This window comes from Cytobacillus sp. Hz8, from assembly GCF_042263505.1.
In the GTDB taxonomy this organism is placed as follows: Bacteria; Bacillota; Bacilli; order Bacillales; family Cytobacillaceae; genus Bacillus_BE.
In genome coordinates, this window is sequence record NZ_JBHKFI010000004.1 from 56,037 (window position 1) to 81,318 (window position 25,282).

Below are 25,282 nucleotides of genomic sequence, written 5' to 3' on the forward strand. Positions count from 1 at the left end.
GTCAGGGTGTTTTTTTTATAAAAATGTTGTGATCAAATGAAAACCATAACTGAACCTTTGAGGAGGATGAACAATGAAGCATTTATTGAGAACAACAGACTTAGCATTAGAGGAAATTTTCGGGATTTTGTCAGATGCACAACAATTTTCTGAAGGAGGAAGCTGGAAAACAGAATCACAAATGTTTGCAGCTAATTTATTCTTTGAGCCAAGTACAAGAACAAAATGCAGCTTTGAGGTTGCTGAACGTAGACTTGGATTAAATGTTATCCCATTTGAAGTAAGTACCTCTAGCGTACAAAAAGGTGAAACACTATATGATACTGTACGAACACTTGAGTCTGTAGGAGTGAATGCTGTTGTCATTCGTCATCAAGCGGATGAATACTTTCAAGAATTAGTTGGGCGGGTTAATATCCCGGTGATTAATGCTGGTGATGGCTGTGGGCACCACCCAACACAATCATTGCTTGACTTATTAACGATACAGCAGGAGTTTGGGCATTTTACCGGACTTAAGGTGGCCATCATAGGAGATATTCGTCATAGTCGTGTGGCTAGATCCAATGCTGACACTCTTGTTCGATTAGGAGCGGAGGTTGTATTCTCTGGTCCAAAGGAATGGTTTGATGAAAACATTATGCAAAACGGACACTACGAAGACATCGATTCCGCGATCGAAACTTCTGATGTCGTGATGCTCCTTCGAATCCAACATGAAAGACATCATTCCGGTGTCAATCGAACAGCAAATGAATATCATCAAGAATTTGGATTAACGGTGGAACGGGAAAAACGAATGAAATCCAATGCCATTATTATGCATCCAGCACCAGTGAATAGGGATGTCGAAATTGCGGATTGTTTAGTAGAATGTGGGCGGTCTAGAATCTTTAAACAAATGCAAAATGGAGTATTTGCGCGAATGGCAGTATTGAAGAGATCTTTAGAAGGGGGTGTAAAATATGTCGATACTTATCAAAAATGGCCAATTGCTTACTGATGATGGAAAACAAGTGCAAACAGATATATATATAGAAAATGGAGAAATCGCAGAAATCGGAGTGTCAATAGTTCAAGAGGCAGAGGAAATCATTGATGCAACGGGGTTATTGATTGCTCCTGGATTTGTCGATCTTCATGTCCATTTACGTGAACCGGGAGGGGAACAGAAAGAAACGATTGCAACAGGTACACAAGCAGCTGCAAAAGGCGGGTTTACAACGATTGCAGCCATGCCAAATACGAGGCCTGTTCCGGATAGTATCGAGCAATTAAATTGGCTCAATCAGCGGATTGACGAACAAGCAGTTGTTAGAGTTTTACCATATGCTTCAATTACTGTAAGAGAACTAGGTAGGGAATTAACGAATTTTTCGGAATTAATGGAATCAGGAGCATTCGCATTTACAGATGATGGCGTTGGTGTTCAATCGGCAACCATGATGCTTGACGCAATGAAAAAGGCTGCCAAAATCAATGCAGCAATCGTGGCACATTGTGAAGATAACACACTCATTCATAAGGGATGTGTTCATGAAGGTCATTTTTCACGGGAACATGGTTTAAATGGGATTCCATCTGTTTGTGAATCGGTTCAAATCGCGCGAGATGTTCTTTTAGCAGAGGCAGCAGGATGTCATTATCACGTTTGTCATATTAGCACGAAGGAATCTGTGCGGGTTGTTCGTGATGCCAAACGGGCAGGAATCCATGTGACAGCGGAAGTAACACCGCATCATTTATTGTTATGTGAGGAAGATATTCCTGGTTTAGATGCTAATTTTAAGATGAATCCACCATTAAGAGGAAAAGATGATCGTGCAGCGTTAATTGAAGGACTTCTTGATGGAACGATTGATTTTATCGCTACCGACCATGCTCCACATACGGCTGAAGAAAAAGCTGAAGGAATGGAATTGGCTCCATTTGGAATTGTTGGTTTAGAAACAGCGTTTCCTCTCTTGTATACACATTTTGTTGCGGAGGAATTGATGACGTTAAAGCAATTAATCGCTCTTTTAACAATTAAACCTGCTCATAGCTTCAATCTCCCCTATGGAAAGTTAGAAGTAGGCTGTGAAGCAGATTTAGTTTTGCTTGACTTGGAACATCGAAAGGTGATTAATCCTGATACATTTTTATCAAAAGGGAAAAATACCCCATTTGTTGGCTGGGAATGCACAGGATGGCCGGCATATACGATTTCTAGAGGGAAAATTGTTTGGAGTAAAGGAAGTGTCATCGTATGAATAAACAGTTAGTTCTTGAAGATGGAACGGTTTTTATCGGGAAAGGCTTTGGCAGTGATACTAGTACGATTGGTGAAGTCGTTTTTAATACGGGGATGACAGGATATCAAGAAATTTTGTCGGATCCGTCTTATTGTGGACAGATTGTGACCTTAACCTATCCGCTAATCGGAAATTATGGAATTAATCGGGATGATTTTGAATCCATTATTCCCGCTGTTCAAGGTTTTATTGTGAAGGAAGAAGCGGAGTTTCCATCCAATTGGCGCAGCAAATTTTCATTAAATGAATATTTTCAAATGAAAAATATTCCAGGGATTGCAGGAATTGATACAAGAAAGCTAACTAGAATTATTCGAAAGCATGGGACATTAAAGGGTGCTATCTGCAGTGCAATGGAAGACCCTAATGCGATTATTGAAAAGCTAAAAGCAACAAAGTTACGGAATGACCAAGTTAAACAAGTGTCAACGAAGACGCCTTATCCGAGTCCAGGTCGTGGAAGAAGAATTGTTCTTGTCGATTTTGGAATGAAGCATGGGATATTGCGAGAATTAAATAAACGCAATTGTGATTGTATAGTTGTTCCTTACAATACAAAGGCAGAAGAAATTATCAGCTTAAGTCCAGATGGTGTCATGCTTTCCAATGGTCCTGGGAATCCAAAGGATGTTCCTGAAGCCATCGAAATGATCCAAGGAATTTTAGGAAGTGTTCCGATATTTGGCATATGCTTAGGACATCAATTATTCGCCCTTGCCAATGGCGCAAATACGGAAAAAATGAAATTTGGTCATCGCGGTTCTAACCACCCAGTCAAGGATATCAGAACAGGTCGAGTGTCCTTAACTTCACAAAATCATGGATATACCGTTGATGAATCATCCATTTCAGGTACTCCTTTAGAAGTGACGCATGTTGCTCTAAATGATGGCACAATCGAAGGATTGAGGCATAAGAAATTTCCTGCCTTCACGGTTCAGTACCATCCAGAGGCATCGCCTGGTCCTGAAGACAGCAACTACTTATTTGATCAATTTTTACAATTGATAGAATCTGAGAAAAAGGGATGTGCTGATAAATGCCAAAGCGTACAGATATAAAGAGTATTTTAGTCATTGGTTCTGGTCCAATTGTCATTGGGCAAGCGGCAGAATTTGACTATGCAGGAACACAAGCTTGTATCGCCTTAAAGGAAGAAGGATATCGAGTTATTCTAGTCAATTCGAACCCTGCAACGATTATGACAGATACAGAAATTGCGGATGCCGTTTATATCGAACCTCTTACGCTCGAATTTGTGAGTACTATTATTCGAAAGGAGCGTCCCGATGCGATTGTCCCAACCTTGGGAGGTCAAACTGGGTTAAATCTTGCTGTCGAGCTTGCGGGATCTGGTGTTTTAGAAGAATGTGGAGTAGAGATATTAGGCACGAAGCTTTCTGCCATCAATCAGGCAGAGGATCGAGATTTATTTCGGAGTCTAATGAATGAATTAGGAGAACCCGTTCCTGAGAGTGAAATTATTCACTCATTAGAAGAAGCTTATTCATTTATTAAACAAGTTGGCTATCCAGTAATTGTCCGTCCTGCCTTCACGCTTGGAGGTACAGGCGGGGGGATATGCCAGAATGAGGAAGAACTAATCGAAATCGTCACAAGTGGATTAAAACATAGTCCCGTCACGCAATGTCTATTAGAACGGAGTATTGCGGGCTTTAAGGAAATTGAATATGAAGTTATGCGTGACTCAAATGACAATGCCATTGTGGTCTGTAATATGGAAAATATCGATCCAGTTGGAGTCCATACTGGTGACTCCATTGTGGTTGCACCGAGTCAAACCTTAAGTGATCGGGAATATCAGTTGCTGCGAAATACCTCATTAAAAATTATTCGTGCATTAGAGATTGAGGGTGGCTGTAATGTGCAAATGGCTTTGGACCCAGATAGCTTTAATTATTATATCATCGAGGTAAATCCACGGGTGAGCAGGTCATCTGCACTAGCATCGAAGGCAACAGGATATCCAATCGCAAAACTGGCTGCCAAAATTGCTGTTGGTCTTACCTTAGATGAAATGATTAATCCCGTTACAGGTAAAACATATGCTTGCTTTGAACCTGCTTTAGACTATATTGTAACGAAAATTCCACGGTGGCCATTTGATAAATTTGAATCTGCGAGCAGAACATTAGGAACGCAAATGAAAGCAACCGGTGAAGTGATGGCCATTGGGCGTACATTTGAAGAATCACTCTTAAAAGCAGTACGCTCGTTAGAAGCAAACGTCTATCATCTAAGCCTACATGATGCAGAAACCATTCGTGATGAAATACTGGAAAAACGGATCCGTAAAGCAGGAGATGAACGTTTGTTTTATATTGCTGAGGCGATAAAAAGAGGTATTAGCATTGAAACGATTCATGAATGGTGTCTAATCGATCTCTTTTTCCTACACAAAGTGGAGAAAATCGTCTTATTTGATGAGGTTGTGAGAAAAAGTCCATTCCAATTAGAAGTAGGGAAGCTTGCAAAAGAAATGGGCTATGCCGATCAAGTAATCGCCAAGATGTGGAATTGTTCGGAACTGGAAGTATATAATTGGCGAAAAACTCTTGGGCTAATCCCAGTCTATAAAATGGTTGATACCTGTGCAGCGGAATTTGAATCAGAAACTCCATATTATTATGGAACGTATGAGGAAGAAAATGAATCCGTTGTTACAGAAAGAAAAAGTGTTATTGTGCTAGGCTCTGGACCAATCCGGATTGGTCAAGGGATTGAGTTTGACTATTCTACCGTTCATGCAGTCTGGGCCATTAAGGAAGAGGGATATGAAGCAATTATTATCAATAATAACCCAGAAACTGTTTCAACGGATTTTAGTATCTCTGATAAGCTCTACTTTGAACCGCTGACGATTGAAGATGTCATGCATATCGTTGATTTAGAAAAACCAGTTGGCGTTGTTGTTCAATTTGGTGGGCAAACCGCCATTAACCTAGCTAGCAAGCTAGTTGAAAGAGGAGTCAAAATTCTCGGTACTTCTCTTGAAAATCTTGATCGAGCAGAAGATCGTGATAAATTTGAGCATGCTTTATCAGTCATGGAAATTCCACAACCTGAAGGGAAAACCGCTCTCTCTGTTGAAGAAGCTGTAGAAATTGCCAAGGAAATAGGCTACCCGGTTCTTGTGAGACCATCCTATGTTCTTGGCGGAAGAGCAATGGAAATTGTCTATCAAGAGGAAGAATTGCTTCACTATATGGAAAATGCCGTAAAGATCAATCCGGAACAACCGGTATTAATTGACCGTTATATAACAGGAAAAGAAATTGAAGTCGATGCAATTTCAGATGGAGAAAATGTGGTCATTCCTGGGATTATGGAGCATATTGAACGTGCAGGGGTCCATTCTGGAGATTCCATTGCTGTATATCCACCTCAAAGCTTAAATAGGGAGATTAAGGAAAAATTGGTTGACTATACAGAAAGATTGGCAAGAGGATTAGGAATAATTGGTCTATTAAATATTCAATATGTGGTGACAAAAGATCATGTTTATGTTCTTGAAGTCAATCCCCGCTCAAGTAGAACGGTTCCGTTTTTGAGCAAAATAACAAATGTACCAATGGCGAAAATTGCAACCAAGGTAATATTAGGTCAATCATTAGAAGGTCTTGGATACAAATCAGGTCTAATACCAGAGAAAAATGGTGTCTATGTGAAAGTCCCTGTCTTTTCCTTTGCAAAGCTTCGCAAAGTGGATACCACATTAGGCCCAGAAATGAAATCTACTGGTGAAGTGATGGGGAAAGATATCACCCTTGAAAAGGCTTTATATAAAGGGTTAGTAGCCTCTGGAATCAAAATTAACAAGTTTGGCACTGTTTTGATGACCATTTCAGATAAGGATAAAGCTGAGAGCTTGCAATTAGCGAAACGATTTGCTTCAATTGGCTATCGTCTTATGGCAACAAACGGGACGGCAGGATACCTGCAAAAGCATGGGATTCCTGTGAAGATTGTTGAAAAAATAGGATCTGACGGCCCGAATTTACTTGATGTTATCCGAAATGGGGAAGCTCAATTTATAATTAATACTTTAACAAAAGGAAAGCAACCTGAAAGGGACGGTTTCCGAATTCGCAGGGAATCTGCTGAAAATGGTGTCCCTTGTCTCACTTCATTAGATACGGCTGAAGCCATTTTAAGAGTTATAGAATCCATGAATTTTTCCGCTGATCCAATGAATAAACCAGTGGAAATTCGGGAGGCAATACTATCATGATAAAAAAGGAAATATGTCAAATCGTCTCACAAAAACAGTTAGCAGAAAATATTTTTGAGCTCACCATAACAGGTGAGCTTGTTCAAGAAATGGGTGAGCCGGGTCAATTTGTTCATTTGAAAGTAAATGATGGCCATGATCCGCTATTACGTCGGCCAATAAGTATTAGCAGGATCGACCATAATAATTTACAATTGACACTCATTTATCGAAAAGAAGGAAGAGGCACCTCTATCCTTTCAAAAAAAGTTGCCGGAGAAACAGTAGATATTTTAGGACCATTAGGGAATGGTTTCCCAATTGCAGAAACAAAAGAAGGGGAAACTGCTCTACTTGTAGGTGGAGGAATCGGAGTTCCTCCTCTGTATGAATTATCCTATCAACTTGTTAAAAAAGGGGTCAAAGTCATCCATGTGTTAGGATTTCAAACAGAATCTGTCGTGTTTTATGAGAAAGAGTTTACAAGATTAGGAGAAACCTATATTGCAACGGTTGATGGAACTTTAGGGATAAAAGGATTTGTAACAGATGTCATTGATCACCAAAGAATTCGATTTGATAGTATGTATGCATGTGGTCCAACACCAATGCTAAAAGCTCTATCTAATAACTATTCTCAGGAAAAGTTGTTTTTGTCATTAGAGGAACGAATGGCTTGCGGTATCGGAGCCTGCTTTGCTTGTGTTTGTCATACAGACAATGATTCTAATGGGCATTCATACAAAAAAGTCTGCAGTGATGGTCCTGTATTTCGTGCTGGGGAGGTTGTCTTATGAAGCGACTACATGTTGAGCTGCCGGGATTAAATCTAAAAAATCCAATAATGCCAGCATCCGGCTGCTTTGGTTTTGGCCGTGAATTCAGTCAGTTATATGATTTAAGCAAGCTTGGTGCAATCATGATTAAAGCGACCACGTTAAACCCGCGGTTTGGCAATCCGACTCCACGAGTGGCCGAAACAAGTGCTGGAATGTTAAATGCAATCGGTTTACAAAATCCAGGACTTCAAAAGGTTTTAACTGAGGAGCTTCCTTGGCTAGAACAATTTGATGTACCCATTATTGCCAATGTGGCAGGTTCATCAGAAGAAGAATATGTTGCGGTAGCAAGGAAAATCTCGAAAGCACCGAATGTAAAGGCACTTGAATTAAATATTTCCTGTCCAAATGTCAAAACAGGTGGAATCGCTTTTGGGACTATTCCAGAAGTAGCGAAGAATTTAACCAAACAAGTTAAGACAGTCTCAAGTGTTCCAGTATATGTGAAACTCTCACCGAATGTAACCAATATAGTAGAAATGGCAATGGCTGTAGCAGACGGAGGGGCAGATGGCTTAACCATGATCAATACTTTAATTGGGATGAGAATCGATTTGAAAACAGGCCGTCCTATTTTAGCGAATAACACAGGCGGACTTTCTGGACCAGCGATAAAACCAGTGGCTATCAGAATGATTTATGAGGTTAGTCAGCATGTATCATTACCGATAATTGGCATGGGTGGCGTGGAAAGTGCTGATGATGTGGTTGAATACTTTTATGCTGGTGCAAGTGCCGTTGCAGTTGGGACGGCAAATTTCGTGGATCCATTTGTATGTCCAAAGATAATAGAAGAGCTTCCACATGTATTAGAGAAGTTAGGCTATGAGCATATATCGGAATGCATCGGAAGGAGTTGGAAGTAGGATGAAGAATCCACTCATCATTGCCTTAGATTTTCCAAACAAGGAGGAAGTGCTTCAATTTCTAAGTAAATTTTCAAATGAAAAATTATTTGTTAAAGTTGGAATGGAGCTATTTTATCAAGAGGGTCCGCAAATCATTTACGATTTAAAGGAACGGGAGCATCAAATTTTTCTTGACCTAAAGCTTCATGATATTCCCAATACAGTAAAACAAGCGATGAAAGGCCTGGCTCGCATGGACTGTGATTTAGTCAATGTTCATGCAGCAGGTGGTAAAGATATGATGGAATCTGCGCTTGAAGGATTAGAAATGGGAGTTCATTCGAGTAAGGATCGTCCCAAGCTTATCGCGGTTACCCAATTAACTAGCACTTCAGAAGAGCAAATGAGAAAAGAACAATTAATCCAGGCTTCTCTACAGCAATCTGTTTTACATTATGCCATGTTAACTCAAGAAGCTGGTCTAGATGGAGTGGTTTGCTCGACACATGAAGCTGAGATGATTCGAAATGAGCTTGGAAATAATTTTTTAACGGTAACGCCAGGAATCCGTCTCAATCATGATGATGCCGAGGATCAAAAGCGGGTTGCAACACCGCAAATTGCAAAAGCAAAAGGGGTGTCTGCCATTGTTGTCGGACGGTCCATAACAAAAGCGGAAGATCCACTATTAAGTTATTATACAATCAAGCAGGCATGGGAAGGAGAATGACAATGAAAAAATTAATTGCAGAAAGATTATTAGAGATAAAAGCGGTGGCCCTTCAGCCTAATCAACCTTTTACGTGGGCATCTGGAATCAAATCTCCTATTTATTGTGATAATCGTTTAACTCTTTCCTATCCAGAAATTAGAAGAGAAATTGCCAAAGGCCTAAAAGCATTGATTTTAGAAAAATTTCCTGAGGTGGAATTAATCGCTGGAACAGCAACGGCAGGTATTCCTCATGCCGCATGGGTTAGCGAATTATTAGAATTGCCTATGTGCTATGTTCGTTCAAAACCAAAGGATCATGGACGCGGAAATCAAATTGAAGGAAAAGCGGATAAGGGTCAAAAAGTAGTGGTCATTGAAGATTTAATTTCCACAGGAGGAAGTGTGATTACAGCCGTTGAAGCATTAAGAAATGCTGGATGTGAAGTGATAGGGGTCGTTTCTATATTTACTTACGAACTTGAAAAGGGTCGTAAACTGTTAAATGATAAGGAAATTATGACCTATTCCTTAACAGATTTCACTACATTAGTCACGATTGCATCAGAGAAAGGATATATGCAGAAAGAAGATTTAAAGAAAGTATTAGAATGGAAGAAAAACCCTGAAGCATGGGGAAAAGCATTCATTCATGAATAAAGAAAAAATCCAAGCTTTATGGCTTGGATTTTTTTTGCGGATCAACTAATTATTCGCTTTTAGCTTTAAGATGATATCTTCATCAGGTGTAACATATACGGTTTGCTGATTTTCATAGATGACAAATCCAGGCTTTGCTCCATTTGGTTTTTTGACAAAGCGTACCTTTGTGTAATCAACTGGTACGGCACTGGAACTTCGTGCTTTACTAAAGTATGCCGCAAGCATCGCCGCTTCCATGATGGTATTTTCGTCCGGTTCTTTGCTTCTAATGACGACGTGAGACCCAGGGATATCCTTTGTATGAAGCCAAATTTCATCTCTTGCTGCAAATTTATTCGTTAAATAATCATTTTGTTTATTATTCTTCCCAACGAAAATGTCTGTTCCATTTGAAGATAGGTAGTGATCTAGAATGGGTTTTGAGTTCGCCAATTTTTTCTTTTTCCGTTTACTGCGAATACGTAAATAACCACCTTCTGCTAATTCCTCCCTTATTTCTTCAATGTCACTCGTGGATGCAGATTCAATTTGTTGATAAAGCATATCAAAATAGGCAATTTCTTTTTCCGTCAGTTCAATTTGTTCTTTGACAAAATGAATAGCATTTTTCGCTTTTTGATATTTTGTAAAGTATTTTTGGGCATTTTCAGAAGGAGTCTTTTGCGGATCTAATTGAATTTTCACCTTCGCCTCATTTTCGTCATAATAGTTAATGACTTCTATTTCTTTCATGCCTCTTTTCATCGCATAAAGATTGGCTGTTAATAATTCGCCAAAGAGCTGATATCGATCGGAATTTTCCGCTTCCTCTAAGGTTTTCAATAGCTTCGTTAATTTTTTTTCATTTTTTACTTTTTCATTAACGATAAATCGCTCAAGATCATTTCCTTGCTGTTTGACACGGTCCCGTTCTGCTTTTCCAAAGTAAAAACGGTCTAGCATTTCACTTAATGAAGGGAATTCTTTTGTTTCCCCTTTCATATAGGTAAGCGGAAAGAGATAAAAGGCCTCTTTTCCGTTTTGTAAAGTGATAGTTGGGAAATATTGTCTTTCTTTTATTTGATTTAATAAACTGAAAAATGTTTTAGGAACCGTGACCCGATTTGCTGTACCTGCTTGGTAGATGACCTCGCGCGCAAATAATGGGGAAACCCCTGCAAATTGGTCTACTAATTGACGATCTACCTTTCCGGCATTGAAATCTAGCTCTTTCTGAATTTCCTGTTCATCCACTTCTAATGGATTCACCTTGTTTTGATTAGGAGGAAAAATATAGGGCTGCCCCGGTAAAATCGCCCGGTGGGTGTTCACAGCAAAAGAAATATGTTTAATCGAATCTAAAATCATATTTTTCGACTTATCCACTAAGATAATGTTGCTGTGCCGTCCCATAATCTCGACAATCAATTGTTTGTTTGAGAGATCCCCAACTTCATTTCGTCCTTTTACATCAAAAATAATCATCCGATCGAGATTAACCTGGTGAATTCCTTCTAAAATATAGCCTTCTAAATGCTTTCTCAGCAGCATGCAGAACATTGGCGGCTCGTTTGGATTATTATGTTGCTCATGTGTAAGCTGTGCTCTTGCATAGCTAGGATGGACAGACAGCAGTACCTTATGATTTTTTCCACTGGCCCTTACTATCATGATGATTTCATTCTTATTTGGCTGATGGATTTTATTTATTCTTCCACCAGATATTGCTTGAGAGAGCTCTTCTACCATTGCCCTAGTAAATAATCCGTCAAACGACATATAAACATCCCTTTTCTATAAAAATGCAAACAATCAAAGTCGTAGATAAATTTTTTTCTTCGTGATTCTAGTAATTATAGGAGGTTACCTTACCCTGTTTAAAAGAATAGCAAATTAATGAAAAGGAATCGAGTAAATAGCGGAATTCCCTTAGCATTTTTTTGGACAAGTGTGAATATGTTTAGGTTAGAGAAAGTTCAGAACCGACAATGATGGTTGAAATAAAGGAGGAAGTGAGTCCTTATGAAATTTCATGAAATGAAGACAGAAGAAGTGGGGGTAGCATTAAACACGGACTTTTCGGCAGGATTATCGGATCATGCTGTAAATGAGAGAAGGAAAAAAGATGGTTTAAATGAATTAGAAGAAGGAGAAAAGCAATCTGCTTTACTCTTATTTTTTAGTCAATTTAAAGATTTTATGGTACTTGTCTTATTGGGGGCCACTCTCATCTCAGGCCTGCTTGGAGAATATATAGATGCTATTGCCATAATTGCTATCGTCATTATTAATGGATGTCTTGGCTTTTTTCAAGAAAGAAGAGCAGAGAAATCACTAGATGCTTTAAAAGAACTGTCTGCTCCACAAGTTCACTTATTGCGAAATGGGAAGTGGACAAAGGTTGCTTCAAAGGAAGTGGTAGTAGGTGATGTTTTACGATTTTCAAGTGGAGACCGCATTGGTGCCGATATGCGCATTATCGATGCTCATAGCTTAGAAATTGAGGAATCTGCTTTAACCGGGGAATCCTTACCCGTACAAAAAACGATCGAAAAGCTTGCAGGAAGTGATCTAGGGATTGGCGATATGGAAAATATGGCATTTATGGGGACAATGGTTACCAGAGGAAGTGGTAAAGGAGTAGTGGTCGCAACAGGAATGAAGACAGCAATGGGACAAATAGCTGATTTGCTGCAATCAGCTGAAACCATTGAAACGCCATTACAACGAAGATTAGAACAACTAGGTAAAATTTTAATTATCGCAGCGTTATTTTTAACCGTACTTGTTGTTCTTGTGGGTGTGATTCAAGGACATGACTTATATACTATGTTTCTTGCAGGCGTTTCCTTGGCTGTTGCGGCTATTCCTGAGGGATTACCAGCTATCGTAACGGTTGCACTTTCTCTTGGTGTTCAAAGAATGATTAAGAAAAATGCAATTGTGAAAAAGCTTCCTGCTGTTGAAACCCTTGGCTGTGCATCTGTTATCTGTTCCGATAAGACAGGGACAATGACGCAAAATAAAATGACGGTCACACATCTTTGGAGTGGAGGAAGAGTTTGGACTGTTGATGGAGTTGGTTATTCACCTAAGGGAAATTTTTATCGGGAAAATAACCAAATTCATTTAAAGGATCATAAGGAATTACAACAATTGCTAATGTTTGGGATGCTTTGTAATCATGCAGATATTTTGCAAAAAGAGAAAGAATTCGTTATTGATGGCGATCCAACCGAAGGAGCGCTGCTTGTTGCTGCTATGAAAGCGGGGTACAAGCGGGAACAACTTCTGAATCAGTATGAAATTGTCAACGAATTTCCGTTTGATTCGACTAGAAAAATGATGAGCATCATTGTTAAAGATCATACAGGAAGAACCTTTGTTGTGACAAAGGGCGCCCCTGATGTCCTAATTGGAATAAGTGAATCCGTATTATGGGAAGGCAAAAAGCATTTAATGACAGACAATATGAGTAGGGCAGTTAAGGAGGCAATAGATGGCTTAGCTTCACAAGCATTAAGAACGATAGCCATTGGGTTTAAAGAAATATCCCCCCAAACGATTATTTTAGCAGATAAAGAAGCAGAGAAAGAGTTAACGATCATTGGATTACAAGGAATGATCGATCCACCAAGACCAGAAGTTAAAGAGGCTGTCAGAGAATGTAAGCAAGCAGGAATTAAAACCGTTATGATTACTGGTGATCACGTCATTACAGCAAAAGCCATTGCCAAACAGCTTGGGATTTTAGCTAAAAATAATAAGGTTCTCGATGGGAAAGCTTTATCAGAAATGACGGTGGAAGAGTTGGAGGAGATTGTGGAGGATGTTTCGGTATTTGCCCGGGTTTCACCGGAACATAAATTGAAGATTGTGAAGGCTTTACAAAACAAAGGCCATATTGTTGCCATGACAGGGGATGGAGTTAATGACGCTCCTGCCATAAAAACTGCTGATATCGGGGTTGCAATGGGGATAACAGGGACCGATGTTGCTAAGGAAGCATCCTCCTTAATCCTTCTAGACGATAATTTTGCGACGATCAAAGTGGCGATAAATGAAGGCAGAAATATTTATGAAAATATTCGAAAATTTATCCGCTATTTGCTTGCATCTAATGTGGGAGAAATTTTAGTGATGCTTTTTGCTATGCTGCTTGCTCTTCCACTTCCATTGGTACCTATACAAATATTGTGGGTGAATCTTGTAACAGATGGTCTTCCTGCTATGGCACTTGGTTTAGATCAACCAGAAGAAGATGTCATGAAAAGACATCCACGGAGTCCAAAAGAGGGGGTTTTCGCCCGCGGATTAGGATGGAAGGTTATTTCAAGAGGGTTTTTGATCGGATTAATGACCTTATTTTCATTTATGATTTCTTATCATGAACATCCTGATAACCTTGCTTATGCCCAGACGGTGGCTTTTTCAACACTCGTTTTAGCTCAACTTATTCATGTCTTTGATTGTCGAAGTGAGAAATCAGTTTTCTCAAGAAATCCATTTGGAAATAAATATTTATTATGGAGTGTGCTTTCGTCTGTATTGCTGATGCTTGTGGTTATTTATTATCCGCCATTACAGCAAATTTTCCATACGATTCCGATACTCGGGAGAGATTGGCTGTTAGTTATCGGATTATCCGCAATCCCAACTTTTTTACTTGCGGGTTCACTTTTCGCAAGAAAAAAATAGGAAGTTATGATATAATCCAAAAGGTAGTAGAGTTATACTCTATTACCTTTTTGTTTTGAACATAGGTAATGATTTATCCCACTCTTAACGGACATTTTGGCTCCCACTTCAAGATTCTGAGAATACGAAGAAGATAAGTGGGAGATCAACTGTCCGTAAAGGTCCGACGACGGACAGGATGTCCTAGTCAGGCGAAAGCCACAGGACGTGGCGTTATTGAGCGTGATAAGTGAAATAAGATTTTTCTTTGGGCTTCAGCCCTTAGAAAAATCAATCAGGCTTTGCGTGACTAACCATGAGTGGGGGATGAATGACAGACTAAAAGCGCGACGTCAATCGCAACGTCTGCACTAGCACGTCCTGTGCGTCGAAAACCCCCACTCATGGAAATTTCACTTTATAGAAAGCATCCTGATCAATTAGATATATGATAATCTTGTTAGCGTGATATTTCACGACCTCTTAACTATAATGATATAGAAGATAAATTGAATGGATGTGTTATAAATTGGTTTTAAGTATGACAGGATTTGGAAGAAGCAAAAAAGAATCTCAAAGCTATTCAGTAACTGTAGAAATCAGATCTGTAAACCATCGTTTTTCTGAATTTGTGATTCGTATGCCAAGACAATTATTGAAAATTGAAGATAAATTGAAAAAGAAAATGGCTGAACAAATTAAACGGGGACGTGTGGAGGTATTTGTTACGATTGAGGGATCTGGAGCCTTTCATCGCAGCATTCAAGTAGATTGGGATTTATTAGACCAATATTATCAATACATAGAACAAATTCAGCAAAGATATCAGCTAAATGATTTTATTTCACTAAGTAATCTTTTAAATAGAGAAGAATTCGTTTCTATTGAAGAAGAAAGTGACAGAAACGAAGAATTAGAGCAATTAGTGACAAGTGCCGTTGAGGAAGCAGTTGAACAGGTAATTGAGATGCGGAAAATTGAAGGAGAGGCATTAAAAAGAGATTTAGAAGCTCAGTTGCAAAGGCTAGGAACGATTGTTTTCAAGGTTAGTGAATTTGCACCAACTGTCGTGCAACAATATCAGGAAAGGTTGGAAAAGAAGTTTCAGGAATTTTTTCAAGGGGAAATTGACCAGAATCGTATCTTAACCGAAGTTGGAATTTTTGCTGATAAGGCAGATATTAATGAGGAACTGAAGAGATTGGAAAGCCATCTACAACAATTTCAGCAAACGCTAAAAGAACAAGAACCTGTCGGGAGAAAGCTAGATTTTTTAGTACAAGAAATGAATCGGGAAGTGAACACGATTGGTGCAAAGGCTAATCATTCAAGCATTGCCCAACAGGTAGTTGAAATGAAAAGTTTATTAGAAAAGATGAAGGAACAGGTGCAGAATATCGAATAATGATGTTTAGAAAATATATGGCAAGGTCAAAATAATTAACTGATGATTGGAGTAACACGGATGTCAATTAAATTGATAAATATTGGCTTTGGCAATATTGTCTCTGCGAATAGAATTATTTCTATTGTTAGTCCAGAGTCAGCGCCGATTAAAAGAATTATTCAAGAGGCTAGAGAACAAGGATCACTAATAGATGCAACATATGGAAGAAGAACGAGAGCTGTCATTATCATGGATAGTGATCATGTTATTTTATCAGCAGTTCAACCTGAGACGGTAGCTTCCCGTTTGAATGATCGTGATGAAATTAGTGAAGAAGGGTAGGAATATAATGATTAATGAGAGTGGTTTATTAATTGTTCTTTCGGGACCATCAGGAGTTGGTAAAGGGACCGTCAGAAAAGCCATCTTTTCTCAACCTGATCTCGATTTTGAATACTCTATCTCGATGACAACAAGATCTCCTAGAGAGGGAGAGGTTGATGGTGTGGATTACTTTTTTAAATCGAGAGAGAAATTCGAAAGTTTAATTGAGCAGGGGAAATTACTTGAATATGCCGAATTTGTTGGCAATTATTATGGAACTCCTGTTGATTATGTTCGGGAAACATTAGATAATGGTAAGGATGTTTTTTTAGAGATTGAAGTAGAAGGTGCGAAACAAGTTAGAGAGAAGTTTCCTGATGGACTATTTATCTTTTTGGCGCCTCCTAGCCTTTCTGAATTAAAAAATCGCATTGTAACAAGAGGGACTGAATCAGAAGAGGTTATTAATAATCGCTTAAATGTGGCGAAAGAAGAAATTGACATGATGCATTTATATGATTATGTGGTTGAAAACGACCAGGTCGAGCATGCTTGTGAGAAAATCAAAGCGATTGTAGTAGCTGAGCATTGCCGTAGAGAAAGAGTAGAACCAAGGTATAAAAGAATTTTGGAGGTTGAATAATTATGTTATATCCGTCTATTGATTCCTTATTAACAAAAATTGATTCAAAATATTCATTAGTATCTGTAGCAGCAAAGCGTGCGAGACTGCTTCGCCAAAATGCGACTCCATTGCTTGATAAATATGTGTCACATAAAGCAGTTGGTAAAGCACTGGAAGAAATTCATGCGAATAAATTGACATATAAAATAACTCAAGATTAATGAAGTGAAAAAAATGATGACAAAATGAAGGGTCTCTCTCTAATATGGCGCACAATAAAAAGTGTGAATGGATTGGAGAAATAGACCCTTTATTTTTTTGACCATAAGAATAAATTAATGAAAAAAATCGTCATTTCCTGCATAATGAAAAGAAGGATTAGAAAAGAGGAAGTGCATGAAAATGTTGAACGGAAAAAAGATTTTATTATGTGTAACGGGCGGAATTGCCGTATTTAAGGCAGCTGCGTTAACAAGTAAATTAACCCAAAAAGGTGCAGAAGTAAAGGTGATCTTAAGTGAGTCCGCTGCTAAATTTGTGACTCCTCTAACCTTTCAAGTTCTATCTAAAAACGATGTTTATACTGATACATTTGATGAAAAAAATTCAAAGGTTGTAGCTCATATTGATTTAGCTGATTGGGCAGATCTTGTACTTATTGCTCCAGCTACAGCTAATGTCATTGGAAAGCTGGCTAATGGAATTGCTGATAACATGCTTTCTACGACATGCTTGGCAGTAACAGCACCTGTATATATAGCCCCTGCAATGAATGTGCATATGTATGCTCACCCTGCAGTGCAAAAAAACCTTCAAACATTAGCGAATTACGGATATCGTTTCATCGAGCCAGGAGAAGGCTATTTAGCATGTGGCTATGTCGGAAAAGGAAGATTAGAAGAACCGGAGACCATCGTTGATATTCTCGAATTTGAAACTTCAGCGGAAAAGCCTTTTAAAGGGAAAAAAGTAGTCATTACTGCTGGTCCAACGAGGGAAAAAATCGATTCTGTTCGTTTTCTTTCCAATCATTCAACGGGAAAAATGGGTTATGCCATTGCCGAGGCAGCTCGCGACTTCGGAGCAGAGGTGGTCTTAATATCAGGTCCCGTCTCTCTTTCGGCACCAACTGGAGTGGGAATGATTCAAATTGAAAGTGCTGAAGAAATGTATCAAGCTGTTTTACATGAATTTGAGGGAGCTGATTTAGTCATTAAATCAGCTGCTGTAGCTGATTATCGTCCAAAAACGGCCTATGATTACAAGGTGAAGAAACTACCAGGGGAACAATTATTAGAACTTGAAAGAACAAAGGATATTTTATTCGAGCTAGGCAAAATAAAAACAAGCCAAGTCTTGGTGGGCTTTGCAGCAGAAACAGATCATCTTGAAGAGTATGCCAAAGGGAAGCTGGAACGGAAAAATGCAGATATGATTGTCGCCAATAATGTGAAATCAGAAGGAGCCGGCTTTGGAACCGATACAAATATTGTGACGATTTTTAAACGAAATGGTGATCCTATCGAGCTTCCTCTTTTAGCCAAAAAAGATGTGGCACAACGTATTCTCAAAGAAGCACTCACCTTTTTTAAGGATGATCTGAATGAAAATTGTTAGTATTATTGTGGATGTTCCGGCGAAACAAACGGATCGTGCATTTGATTATTTTATTCCGGATGAATATGAAGAGATTATTAAACCTGGAATGCGCGTCATTGTCCCTTTTGGACCAAGAAAAGTACAAGGATTTGTCGTCGCTATTCAAGAGGAGTCAGATTTTCCGCAACTTAAGGAAATCATTGAACCGATGGATATAGAGCCAGCTCTTACAAATGAACTCTTATTGCTTGGAGACTGGCTAACTGATAATACCCTATGTTATAAAATCTCTGCCTTTCAAGCGATGTTGCCTGCTGCATTAAAGGCAAAATATCAGAAAAAAGTTCAAGTGGTGGATGGCTCCTTATTTCAAAAGGCATCTGAAAAAATCCAAGCGTTATTTCAGGGAGTTTCTACACTTAATTGGGAAGAAGTCAAAAACAGCGGACTTCTGTCTGCCGTGCAAAAGGAAGTAGCAACTGGATCTATGGAAGTCATCTATGAAGTGAAAGGGAAAATCAATAAGAAAAAAAAGAAATATGTTTTTCCAAATGGGACAACCTCAGAGCTCCAGATGAAAAAAAATCAACTTTCCACCCGAGCGATAAAGCAGAAGGAAGTTGTTGATTATTTTATTGAATATCCGCATCCGGTAGAACATCGTTTTATTCTTTCTGAATTAGGGATTTCTAGTGCCATTATTAAAGGCTTAGTTGAAAAAGGGATCCTACAGGAAAAGGAAATGGAGGTTTATCGGGATCCGTATCAAGACCGAATTTTTGAGAAAACGGAACCTCTTACACTTACAAAGGAACAAGATGAAGCCATCACTCCGATCTTAGGGGCGATTGAGAAAGAAATGCATCAAGTTTTCCTTTTATTTGGTGTGACAGGAAGCGGGAAGACCGAGATCTATTTACAATCCATTCAAGAAGTCTTAAATAAGGGGAAAGAGGCCATTGTTCTTGTTCCGGAAATCTCATTAACTCCTCAGATGGTGAAAAGATTTAAAGGAAGATTTGGCAATGAAGTGGCGGTTCTTCATAGCGGCCTTTCTGTCGGTGAAAAATATGATGAATGGAGAAAGATCCACCGAAAAGAAGTTCGGGTTGTCGTTGGTGCAAGATCTGCTATATTTGCTCCCTTTGAAAATTTAGGAATCATCATTATCGATGAGGAGCATGAAAGCAGCTATAAGCAGGAAGAGAATCCAAGATATCATGCAAGGGATGTTGCAATCGAAAGAGGAATCTATCATCATTGTCCTGTTATTTTAGGAAGTGCGACACCTTCTCTTGAAACATTTGCAAGGGCACAAAAAAAAGTATATCAGCTTTTAACCTTACCAAAGCGGATGAATAATCAGGCTTTACCTACCGTTAATATCGTTGATATGCGTGAAGAATTGAGAGATGGCAATCGTTCGATGTTTTCTAAAATTCTATTTGAAAAGCTACAAGATCGTTTAGAAAAACAGCAACAAACCGTTCTGCTTCTAAATAAGAGAGGACATTCTTCTTTTGTTATGTGTCGAGATTGTGGTTATGTTTTAAATTGTCCTCATTGCGATATCTCCCTCACCTACCATCGGTTTCAATCACAAATGAAATGCCATTATTGCGGCTACGAAACTTTTGTTCCTACTCGTTGTCCAGAGTGTAATAGTGAGCATATCCGTTATTTTGGAACAGGAACACAAAAGGTGGAGGAAGAGCTTGGAAAGGTATTGCCTGAGGCAAGGGTGATCCGTATGGATGTAGACACCACCAGCCGAAAAGGCGCACATGAACGATTATTAACAGATTTTGCGGAAGGAAAAGCGGATATTCTATTAGGAACACAAATGATTGCCAAAGGATTGGATTTTCCCAATATCACTCTCGTTGGGGTCTTAACTGCGGATACCATGCTTCATTTACCGGATTTCCGATCCTCTGAAAAAACCTTTCAGCTGCTCACTCAAGTCAGTGGACGGGCAGGTCGTCATAAATTGAAAGGCGAAGTGGTCATACAAACATATTCTCCTGAGCATTATAGCGTTGTGCTATCGGGAAAACAGGATTTTGAACAGTTTTATCAGCATGAGATGATTGAAAGGAAATTGCGAGCATACCCGCCTTTTTATTTTCTATCATTAATTACCGTTCAGCATGAAAATTTAATGAAGGTTGTATCAGTTACGGAAAATATAACAAAATACGTTGAGTCCAAACTATCAAATGAAGCGATTATTTTAGGCCCTGTTGCTTCTCCTATTCCTCGGATAAACGATAGATATCGCTATCAATGTTTGATAAAATACAAACGGGAACCGAAGCTTGGGATTTGTTTGAAAGCAATCTTAGACCAATATCAACAGGAAATAAGTTCAAATGGATTGCAAATATCGATTGATTTAAATCCTAATATTATGATGTAAAAAGTTATGAATTTCAACTTTTTGGTTGAAAATAGAATATAGTATTTTTGGAGGAATTGCATTTGACTGTTAGAACGATAATCTCTTATCCAGCAGAGATTTTGGAGAGAGAATGTGAACTGGTTACGACTTTTGACCGGAAGCTTGGCAAACTATTAGATGATATGTACGATACGATGATTGAATATGATGGCGTAGGATTAGCTGCTCCACAAATTGGCTTAGCAAAACAAATCGCTGTAGTGGATATAGATGATGAGATCGGAACCATTGAATTAATCAATCCTGAAATTTTAAAAACAAGTGGTGAGCAAACCGATGCCGAAGGATGTTTAAGTTTTCCAGGTATATATGGAGAGGTAACACGCCCTAATTATGTTAAGGTAAAGGCCAAGGATCGAAAAGGGAGAACCTTTATTTTTGAGGCGGAAGGATTTTTGGCCCGCGCTGTTCAACACGAGATTGATCACCTTCATGGGATATTATTTACGACAAAGGTTTCAAAATATGTAGAAGCAGAGGAATTAGAAGGGGGAGAAGAAGCGTGACAAAGATTATCTTTATGGGAACACCTGATTTTTCCGTCCCTATTTTAAGAAATGTGATTGCAGAAGGTTATGAAGTGATTGCCGTTGTAACACAACCGGATCGGCCGGTGGGAAGGAAGAAGGTTTTAACCCCTCCTCCTATAAAAGTAGAGGCAGAAAAGCATGGAATTCCTGTTTATCAGCCAGAAAAGCTTCGTCAAAAAGAGGAGTTAAGTAAAATCTTAGCTTTAAATCCTGATCTTGTTATTACGGCTGCCTTTGGACAAATCCTTCCTAAGGAATTGTTAGAGGCACCTAAATACGGTTGTATTAACGTCCATGCATCCCTTTTGCCAGAATTGCGCGGAGGGGCTCCTATCCACTATGCAATCCTTCAGGGGAAGAAAAAAACGGGAATAACGATTATGTATATGGCTGAAAAACTTGATGCCGGAGATATATTAACGCAAGCAGAGGTTGAAATCGACGAAAAAGATACTGTTGGCTCCTTGCATGATAAGCTTAGCTTGGCAGGAACGAAGCTCTTATCTGATACGCTTCCAAAATTATTGGCAGGAAATATTACCTCCATCAAGCAAAATGATGAAGAAGCCACTTTTGCTTCCAATATTAAAAGAGAGCAGGAGAAAATTAATTGGTCGAAATCAGGAGAGGATATTTATAATCACGTCCGCGGATTGAATCCGTGGCCTGTTGCCTATACCACCTTCCAGCAATCCGTTTTGAAAATTTGGTGGACAGAAAAAATTCCTGCGACGAAAAAGGCTGAACCGGGTACGATCATGGCAATCGAAAAAGATGGGATGATCATCGCAACTGGAAATGATACAGCTATTAAAATTCTGGAACTTCAACCTTCTGGAAAAAAGAAAATGGCAGCAGAACAATATTTAAGAGGTGCAGGTTCACACGTTGCCATTGGAGATAGGTTAGGAGCAGAAGATGAAGACAGCAAATAAAAATGTTCGTGTTTCGGCCTTAGAGGCTCTTGAAACCATCGAGAAAAATCAAGCTTATAGCAACATATTATTAAATCATACGATTAAGAAAAATGAGATTACCAAGAAGGACGTTGGCTTATTAACTGAATTAATCTACGGCTCCCTTCAAAGGAAAATGACTTTGGACTTCTACCTTGCTCCGTTTATCAAAAATAAAAAGAAAATGGAAAACTGGGTGTTACAATTATTGCGTTTAACGCTCTATCAAATGGTATATTTAGATAAGATTCCAGATCGGGCCGCTATTTATGAAGCAGTTGAAATTGCCAAAGGACGGGGACATAAAGGAATATCTGGTCTTGTCAATGGCGTTCTTAGAAGTATCCAGAGAGAAGGATTGCCAAGTTTTGAAACGATCAGCGATCCAATTGAGCGATTATCGATTGAGACAAGTCATCCAGTATGGCTTGTCAAAAGATGGGTGAAGCAACTGGGGCTTGAGAAAACAAAGGCAATGTGTGAAACCAATTTGATAGCTCCTTTGCAAACTGCAAGAGTTAATCTGACAAAAACAAGCAAAGAAAACTGTATTCAGCTTTTACAAGAGGAAGGATTCCAAGTGGAAGAAAGCACCATCATCCCAGTGGCCATTAAATGTCTAAAGGGAAACTTGGCTCATTCTTCCGCATTTAAGGAAGGTCTGTTAACAATCCAAGATGAGAGTTCGATGCTTGTCAGCTATGCTTTAAACCTGGAAAAAGGAAATAGGGTGTTAGATGCTTGTGCTGCACCAGGGGGGAAATCAACTCATATTGCTGAAAAGCTCTCACATACTGGTCAAGTTATTTCACTTGATCTTCATGATCATAAAGTAAAGCTTATTTCAGAAAATGCGGACAGACTTGGCCTTTCCAATATTGATGTTAAATCACTTGATGCAAGAAAGGTTCAGGAATATTTTCAGAAGGAAGAATTTGACCGGATTTTGGTAGATGCTCCTTGTTCAGGGTTAGGTGTCATGAGAAGAAAGCCAGATATGAAATATACGAAAAAAGAACAAGATGTTAAACAATTGCATTCTGTGCAATTAAATATTTTACAAGCAGTCGCGCCGCTCATGAAAAAGGGGGGCATTCTTGTCTATAGTACATGCACAGTGGATAAAGAAGAAAACCAAGGTGTTATTGACTCCTTTTTAGCAGAAAATCCTGACTTTTATGGAGATGAAACTTTAAAAGAAAGAATGCCAAAAGCCATCCAAGCATTAGTTGATGGATTTGATTTGCAAGTCTTACCGCAGGATTTTGGATCAGATGGTTTTTATATAGCTTGTTTAAGAAAGAAGGGTTAATTAAAGTGGAACAAACAAAAGAAATGGCATCAATAGAAACACAGAAACCATCGATTTATTCCTTGGAATTAGGAGCTTTAAAGGATTGGCTCAAGGAAAAGGGAGAAAAGCCATTCCGTGCTGAACAAATATTTGATTGGCTTTATAAAAAACGTGTAACCTCATTTGAGGAGATGTCCAATCTTTCGAAGAATTTACGTGAATTACTTGATGAATCCTACTCCATCACTACATTAAAAACATTAATTCAACAAACTTCTTCTGATGGGACAATTAAATTTCTGTTTGAACTTCATGATGGTTTTTCCATTGAGACTGTGTTAATGCGCCATGAATATGGAAATTCTGTTTGTGTGACGACTCAGGTAGGGTGTCGCATTGGCTGTACTTTTTGTGCCTCTACTTTAGGTGGGTTAAAAAGAAACCTGCAAGCTGGAGAAATTGTTGCCCAAGTTGTCAAGGTTCAAAAAGCGCTTGATGAAACAGATGAAAGAGTAAGTTCTGTAGTCATTATGGGAATTGGAGAGCCGTTTGACAATTATGATCAAATGTTGTCCTTTCTTAAGATCATCAATCATGATCAAGGGTTAAATATTGGTGCTCGCCATATCACCGTCTCAACAAGTGGGATTATTCCGAAGATTTATCAATTTGCAGATGAGAATATGCAAATTAATTTTGCTATTTCATTACATGCACCAAATACGGATATTCGAAGTCGATTAATGCCGATTAATCGGGCATATAAATTACCTGATTTAATGAAAGCTGTCCATTATTATATTGAGAAAACAGGGCGGCGTGTAAGCTTTGAATATGGATTATTTGGTGGAGTTAATGATCGAAAGGAGCATGCTGAGGAACTTGCACAATTAATCAAAGGGATAAAATGCCATGTGAACTTAATCCCTGTGAACTACGTCCCTGAAAGAGACTACGTTCGAACTCCGAGAAATCAAATATTTGAATTTGAAAAAACGCTTAAAGAGCATGGCGTAAACGTAACGATACGCCGCGAGCACGGTCATGATATTGATGCAGCATGTGGACAACTTCGTGCAAAGGAGCGAAAAGAGGAGACGAGGTGATCGTATGAAAGCTGTTTTTATGACAGATCGAGGAAGAATTCGACAGCATAACGAGGATAATGGTGGAATCTTTTTGAATAGGGATGGTGACCGCTTAGCCATCGTGGCAGATGGCATGGGGGGACACCGTGCGGGAGATGTTGCCAGTGAATTAACGATGTCCCATTTACAAAAATTATGGGAACAATCAGAAAAAATCGAAACCGCTGATGATGCTGAAAGTTGGCTAAGAGCCCATATTACTCAAGTGAATTCGTTAGTTTATCAACATTCGCAAGATCATACTGAATGTGAAGGAATGGGTACAACGGTTGTCGCTGCCATTGTCACCAATCGTTTTACAACCATCGCCAATATTGGAGATTCAAGAGGATATATCTTAAATGAGACAGGCTTTCAACAGTTAACAGAGGACCATTCACTAGTCAATGAACTGGTTCGAACAGGACAAATTTCCAAAGAGGATGCGGAAAATCATCCTAGAAAAAATGTCCTGTTAAGGGCGCTGGGAACAGAAGGCGCCGTTGAAATGGATATTAAAACGATTATTTTTGAGGATGGAGATCATGTATTGCTTTGTTCGGATGGACTTTCCAATAAGGTTTCTGAGGAACAAATGGAATCAATCCTCAAAAAAGAAGAAACGCTTGAACAAAAGGCATCAGAACTGATTGAACTTGCAAATGAAAATGGCGGCGAAGATAATATCACCCTGGTAATCTTAGAATTCTTAGACAACAGTGAAAGAGGGTGATATA

At 38.9% G+C, this 25,282-nt stretch carries 21 protein-coding genes; 20 read left to right on the plus strand and 1 reads right to left on the minus strand.

What is annotated here, in order from left to right:
• Positions 1 to 73 precede the first annotated feature (73 nt).
• From ACE38V_RS07050 to pyrE, 8 genes are read left to right on the plus strand one after another with little or no spacing between them, the layout of a single operon-like run.
• Positions 74 to 1,003 carry an aspartate carbamoyltransferase catalytic subunit gene (locus ACE38V_RS07050; RefSeq protein ID WP_375840511.1) on the plus strand — a complete coding sequence of 310 codons (930 nt, stop codon included), beginning with the start codon at positions 74 to 76 and terminating at the stop codon, positions 1,001 to 1,003.
• The gene (locus tag ACE38V_RS07055) at positions 966 to 2,252 is read left to right on the plus strand and encodes a dihydroorotase (protein WP_375840512.1); all 1,287 of its coding nucleotides are present in this window, start codon (positions 966 to 968) and stop codon (positions 2,250 to 2,252) included. Before ACE38V_RS07050 ends, ACE38V_RS07055 begins: the two co-directional genes overlap by 38 nt.
• On the plus strand, positions 2,249 to 3,355 hold the full coding sequence (locus ACE38V_RS07060; RefSeq protein ID WP_375840513.1) for a carbamoyl phosphate synthase small subunit: 1,107 nt from the start codon (positions 2,249 to 2,251) through the stop codon (positions 3,353 to 3,355). Before ACE38V_RS07055 ends, ACE38V_RS07060 begins: the two co-directional genes overlap by 4 nt.
• Positions 3,334 to 6,546 (plus strand): carbamoyl-phosphate synthase large subunit, encoded by a 3,213-nt coding sequence (carB, locus tag ACE38V_RS07065; RefSeq protein ID WP_375840514.1) that lies wholly within the window; start codon positions 3,334 to 3,336, stop codon positions 6,544 to 6,546. The genes ACE38V_RS07060 and carB overlap by 22 nt, the downstream gene beginning before the upstream one ends.
• Positions 6,543 to 7,322 carry a dihydroorotate dehydrogenase electron transfer subunit gene (locus ACE38V_RS07070; RefSeq protein ID WP_375840515.1) on the plus strand — a complete coding sequence of 260 codons (780 nt, stop codon included), beginning with the start codon at positions 6,543 to 6,545 and terminating at the stop codon, positions 7,320 to 7,322. Before carB ends, ACE38V_RS07070 begins: the two co-directional genes overlap by 4 nt.
• Positions 7,319 to 8,230, plus strand: a complete 912-nt coding sequence (locus tag ACE38V_RS07075; protein WP_375840516.1) for a dihydroorotate dehydrogenase — start codon at positions 7,319 to 7,321, stop codon at positions 8,228 to 8,230. The genes ACE38V_RS07070 and ACE38V_RS07075 overlap by 4 nt, the downstream gene beginning before the upstream one ends.
• 1 nt (position 8,231) lies before the next feature.
• Entirely contained in the window at positions 8,232 to 8,942 is a 711-nt protein-coding gene (gene pyrF, locus ACE38V_RS07080) for an orotidine-5'-phosphate decarboxylase (protein WP_375840517.1), read from the plus strand.
• A 2-nt stretch (positions 8,943 to 8,944) separates the two neighbouring features.
• Positions 8,945 to 9,583 carry an orotate phosphoribosyltransferase gene (gene pyrE, locus ACE38V_RS07085; RefSeq protein ID WP_375840518.1) on the plus strand — a complete coding sequence of 213 codons (639 nt, stop codon included), beginning with the start codon at positions 8,945 to 8,947 and terminating at the stop codon, positions 9,581 to 9,583.
• A 45-nt stretch (positions 9,584 to 9,628) separates the two neighbouring features.
• Here the strand turns inward: pyrE and ACE38V_RS07090 are convergent, their stop codons facing one another.
• On the minus strand, positions 9,629 to 11,344 hold the full coding sequence (locus tag ACE38V_RS07090; protein WP_375840519.1) for an Rqc2 family fibronectin-binding protein: 1,716 nt from the start codon (positions 11,342 to 11,344) through the stop codon (positions 9,629 to 9,631).
• A 243-nt stretch (positions 11,345 to 11,587) separates the two neighbouring features.
• Here ACE38V_RS07090 and ACE38V_RS07095 point away from each other — a divergent pair, with 243 nt between their 5' ends.
• The 12 genes from ACE38V_RS07095 to ACE38V_RS07150 all read left to right on the plus strand — a co-directional run bounded on the left by ACE38V_RS07095 (position 11,588) and on the right by ACE38V_RS07150 (position 25,278).
• On the plus strand, positions 11,588 to 14,263 hold the full coding sequence (locus ACE38V_RS07095) for a cation-translocating P-type ATPase (protein WP_375840520.1): 2,676 nt from the start codon (positions 11,588 to 11,590) through the stop codon (positions 14,261 to 14,263).
• A 508-nt stretch (positions 14,264 to 14,771) separates the two neighbouring features.
• Entirely contained in the window at positions 14,772 to 15,647 is an 876-nt protein-coding gene (locus ACE38V_RS07100; RefSeq protein WP_375840521.1) for a YicC/YloC family endoribonuclease, read from the plus strand.
• Between the two features lie 60 nt (positions 15,648 to 15,707).
• Positions 15,708 to 15,971 carry an extracellular matrix/biofilm regulator RemA gene (gene remA, locus ACE38V_RS07105; RefSeq protein ID WP_375840522.1) on the plus strand — a complete coding sequence of 88 codons (264 nt, stop codon included), beginning with the start codon at positions 15,708 to 15,710 and terminating at the stop codon, positions 15,969 to 15,971.
• Between the two features lie 10 nt (positions 15,972 to 15,981).
• Positions 15,982 to 16,596 carry a guanylate kinase gene (gene gmk / locus ACE38V_RS07110; protein WP_375840756.1) on the plus strand — a complete coding sequence of 205 codons (615 nt, stop codon included), beginning with the start codon at positions 15,982 to 15,984 and terminating at the stop codon, positions 16,594 to 16,596.
• A gap of 2 nt (positions 16,597 to 16,598) precedes the next feature.
• Positions 16,599 to 16,799 carry a DNA-directed RNA polymerase subunit omega gene (rpoZ, locus tag ACE38V_RS07115; RefSeq protein WP_375840523.1) on the plus strand — a complete coding sequence of 67 codons (201 nt, stop codon included), beginning with the start codon at positions 16,599 to 16,601 and terminating at the stop codon, positions 16,797 to 16,799.
• 181 nt (positions 16,800 to 16,980) lie between these two features.
• Positions 16,981 to 18,195, plus strand: coding sequence for a bifunctional phosphopantothenoylcysteine decarboxylase/phosphopantothenate--cysteine ligase CoaBC (gene coaBC, locus ACE38V_RS07120; RefSeq protein ID WP_375840525.1), 1,215 nt, complete (start codon positions 16,981 to 16,983; stop codon positions 18,193 to 18,195).
• On the plus strand, positions 18,182 to 20,596 hold the full coding sequence (gene priA / locus ACE38V_RS07125) for a primosomal protein N' (protein WP_375840526.1): 2,415 nt from the start codon (positions 18,182 to 18,184) through the stop codon (positions 20,594 to 20,596). Before coaBC ends, priA begins: the two co-directional genes overlap by 14 nt.
• A 62-nt stretch (positions 20,597 to 20,658) precedes the next feature.
• Complete coding sequence (gene def, locus ACE38V_RS07130; protein WP_375840527.1) at positions 20,659 to 21,144, plus strand: peptide deformylase; 486 nt, start codon at positions 20,659 to 20,661, stop codon at positions 21,142 to 21,144.
• On the plus strand, positions 21,141 to 22,103 hold the full coding sequence (gene fmt / locus ACE38V_RS07135) for a methionyl-tRNA formyltransferase (RefSeq protein ID WP_375840528.1): 963 nt from the start codon (positions 21,141 to 21,143) through the stop codon (positions 22,101 to 22,103). The genes def and fmt overlap by 4 nt, the downstream gene beginning before the upstream one ends.
• The gene (gene rsmB, locus ACE38V_RS07140) at positions 22,087 to 23,436 is read left to right on the plus strand and encodes a 16S rRNA (cytosine(967)-C(5))-methyltransferase RsmB (protein WP_375840530.1); all 1,350 of its coding nucleotides are present in this window, start codon (positions 22,087 to 22,089) and stop codon (positions 23,434 to 23,436) included. The genes fmt and rsmB overlap by 17 nt, the downstream gene beginning before the upstream one ends.
• Before the next feature lie 23 nt (positions 23,437 to 23,459).
• On the plus strand, positions 23,460 to 24,524 hold the full coding sequence (gene rlmN, locus ACE38V_RS07145; protein ID WP_375840757.1) for a dual-specificity RNA methyltransferase RlmN: 1,065 nt from the start codon (positions 23,460 to 23,462) through the stop codon (positions 24,522 to 24,524).
• A gap of 4 nt (positions 24,525 to 24,528) precedes the next feature.
• Entirely contained in the window at positions 24,529 to 25,278 is a 750-nt protein-coding gene (locus tag ACE38V_RS07150; protein WP_375840531.1) for a Stp1/IreP family PP2C-type Ser/Thr phosphatase, read from the plus strand.
• The last annotated feature ends 4 nt before the right edge of the window (positions 25,279 to 25,282 follow it).

Bases quoted from the DNA above. Each gene is read 5' to 3' on its own strand.
- ACE38V_RS07050 (WP_375840511.1), top strand. From the start codon at position 74: ATGAAGCATTTATTGAGAACAACAGACTTAGCATTAGAGGAAATTTTC.
- ACE38V_RS07055 (WP_375840512.1), top strand. From the start codon at position 966: ATGTCGATACTTATCAAAAATGGCCAATTGCTTACTGATGATGGAAAA.
- ACE38V_RS07060 (WP_375840513.1), top strand. From the start codon at position 2,249: ATGAATAAACAGTTAGTTCTTGAAGATGGAACGGTTTTTATCGGGAAA.
- carB (WP_375840514.1), top strand. From the start codon at position 3,334: ATGCCAAAGCGTACAGATATAAAGAGTATTTTAGTCATTGGTTCTGGT.
- ACE38V_RS07070 (WP_375840515.1), top strand. From the start codon at position 6,543: ATGATAAAAAAGGAAATATGTCAAATCGTCTCACAAAAACAGTTAGCA.
- ACE38V_RS07075 (WP_375840516.1), top strand. From the start codon at position 7,319: ATGAAGCGACTACATGTTGAGCTGCCGGGATTAAATCTAAAAAATCCA.
- pyrF (WP_375840517.1), top strand. From the start codon at position 8,232: ATGAAGAATCCACTCATCATTGCCTTAGATTTTCCAAACAAGGAGGAA.
- pyrE (WP_375840518.1), top strand. From the start codon at position 8,945: ATGAAAAAATTAATTGCAGAAAGATTATTAGAGATAAAAGCGGTGGCC.
- ACE38V_RS07090 (WP_375840519.1), bottom strand. From the start codon at position 11,344: ATGTCGTTTGACGGATTATTTACTAGGGCAATGGTAGAAGAGCTCTCT.
- ACE38V_RS07095 (WP_375840520.1), top strand. From the start codon at position 11,588: ATGAAATTTCATGAAATGAAGACAGAAGAAGTGGGGGTAGCATTAAAC.
- remA (WP_375840522.1), top strand. From the start codon at position 15,708: ATGTCAATTAAATTGATAAATATTGGCTTTGGCAATATTGTCTCTGCG.
- rpoZ (WP_375840523.1), top strand. From the start codon at position 16,599: ATGTTATATCCGTCTATTGATTCCTTATTAACAAAAATTGATTCAAAA.
- coaBC (WP_375840525.1), top strand. From the start codon at position 16,981: ATGTTGAACGGAAAAAAGATTTTATTATGTGTAACGGGCGGAATTGCC.
- priA (WP_375840526.1), top strand. From the start codon at position 18,182: ATGAAAATTGTTAGTATTATTGTGGATGTTCCGGCGAAACAAACGGAT.
- rsmB (WP_375840530.1), top strand. From the start codon at position 22,087: ATGAAGACAGCAAATAAAAATGTTCGTGTTTCGGCCTTAGAGGCTCTT.
- rlmN (WP_375840757.1), top strand. From the start codon at position 23,460: ATGGCATCAATAGAAACACAGAAACCATCGATTTATTCCTTGGAATTA.
- ACE38V_RS07150 (WP_375840531.1), top strand. From the start codon at position 24,529: ATGAAAGCTGTTTTTATGACAGATCGAGGAAGAATTCGACAGCATAAC.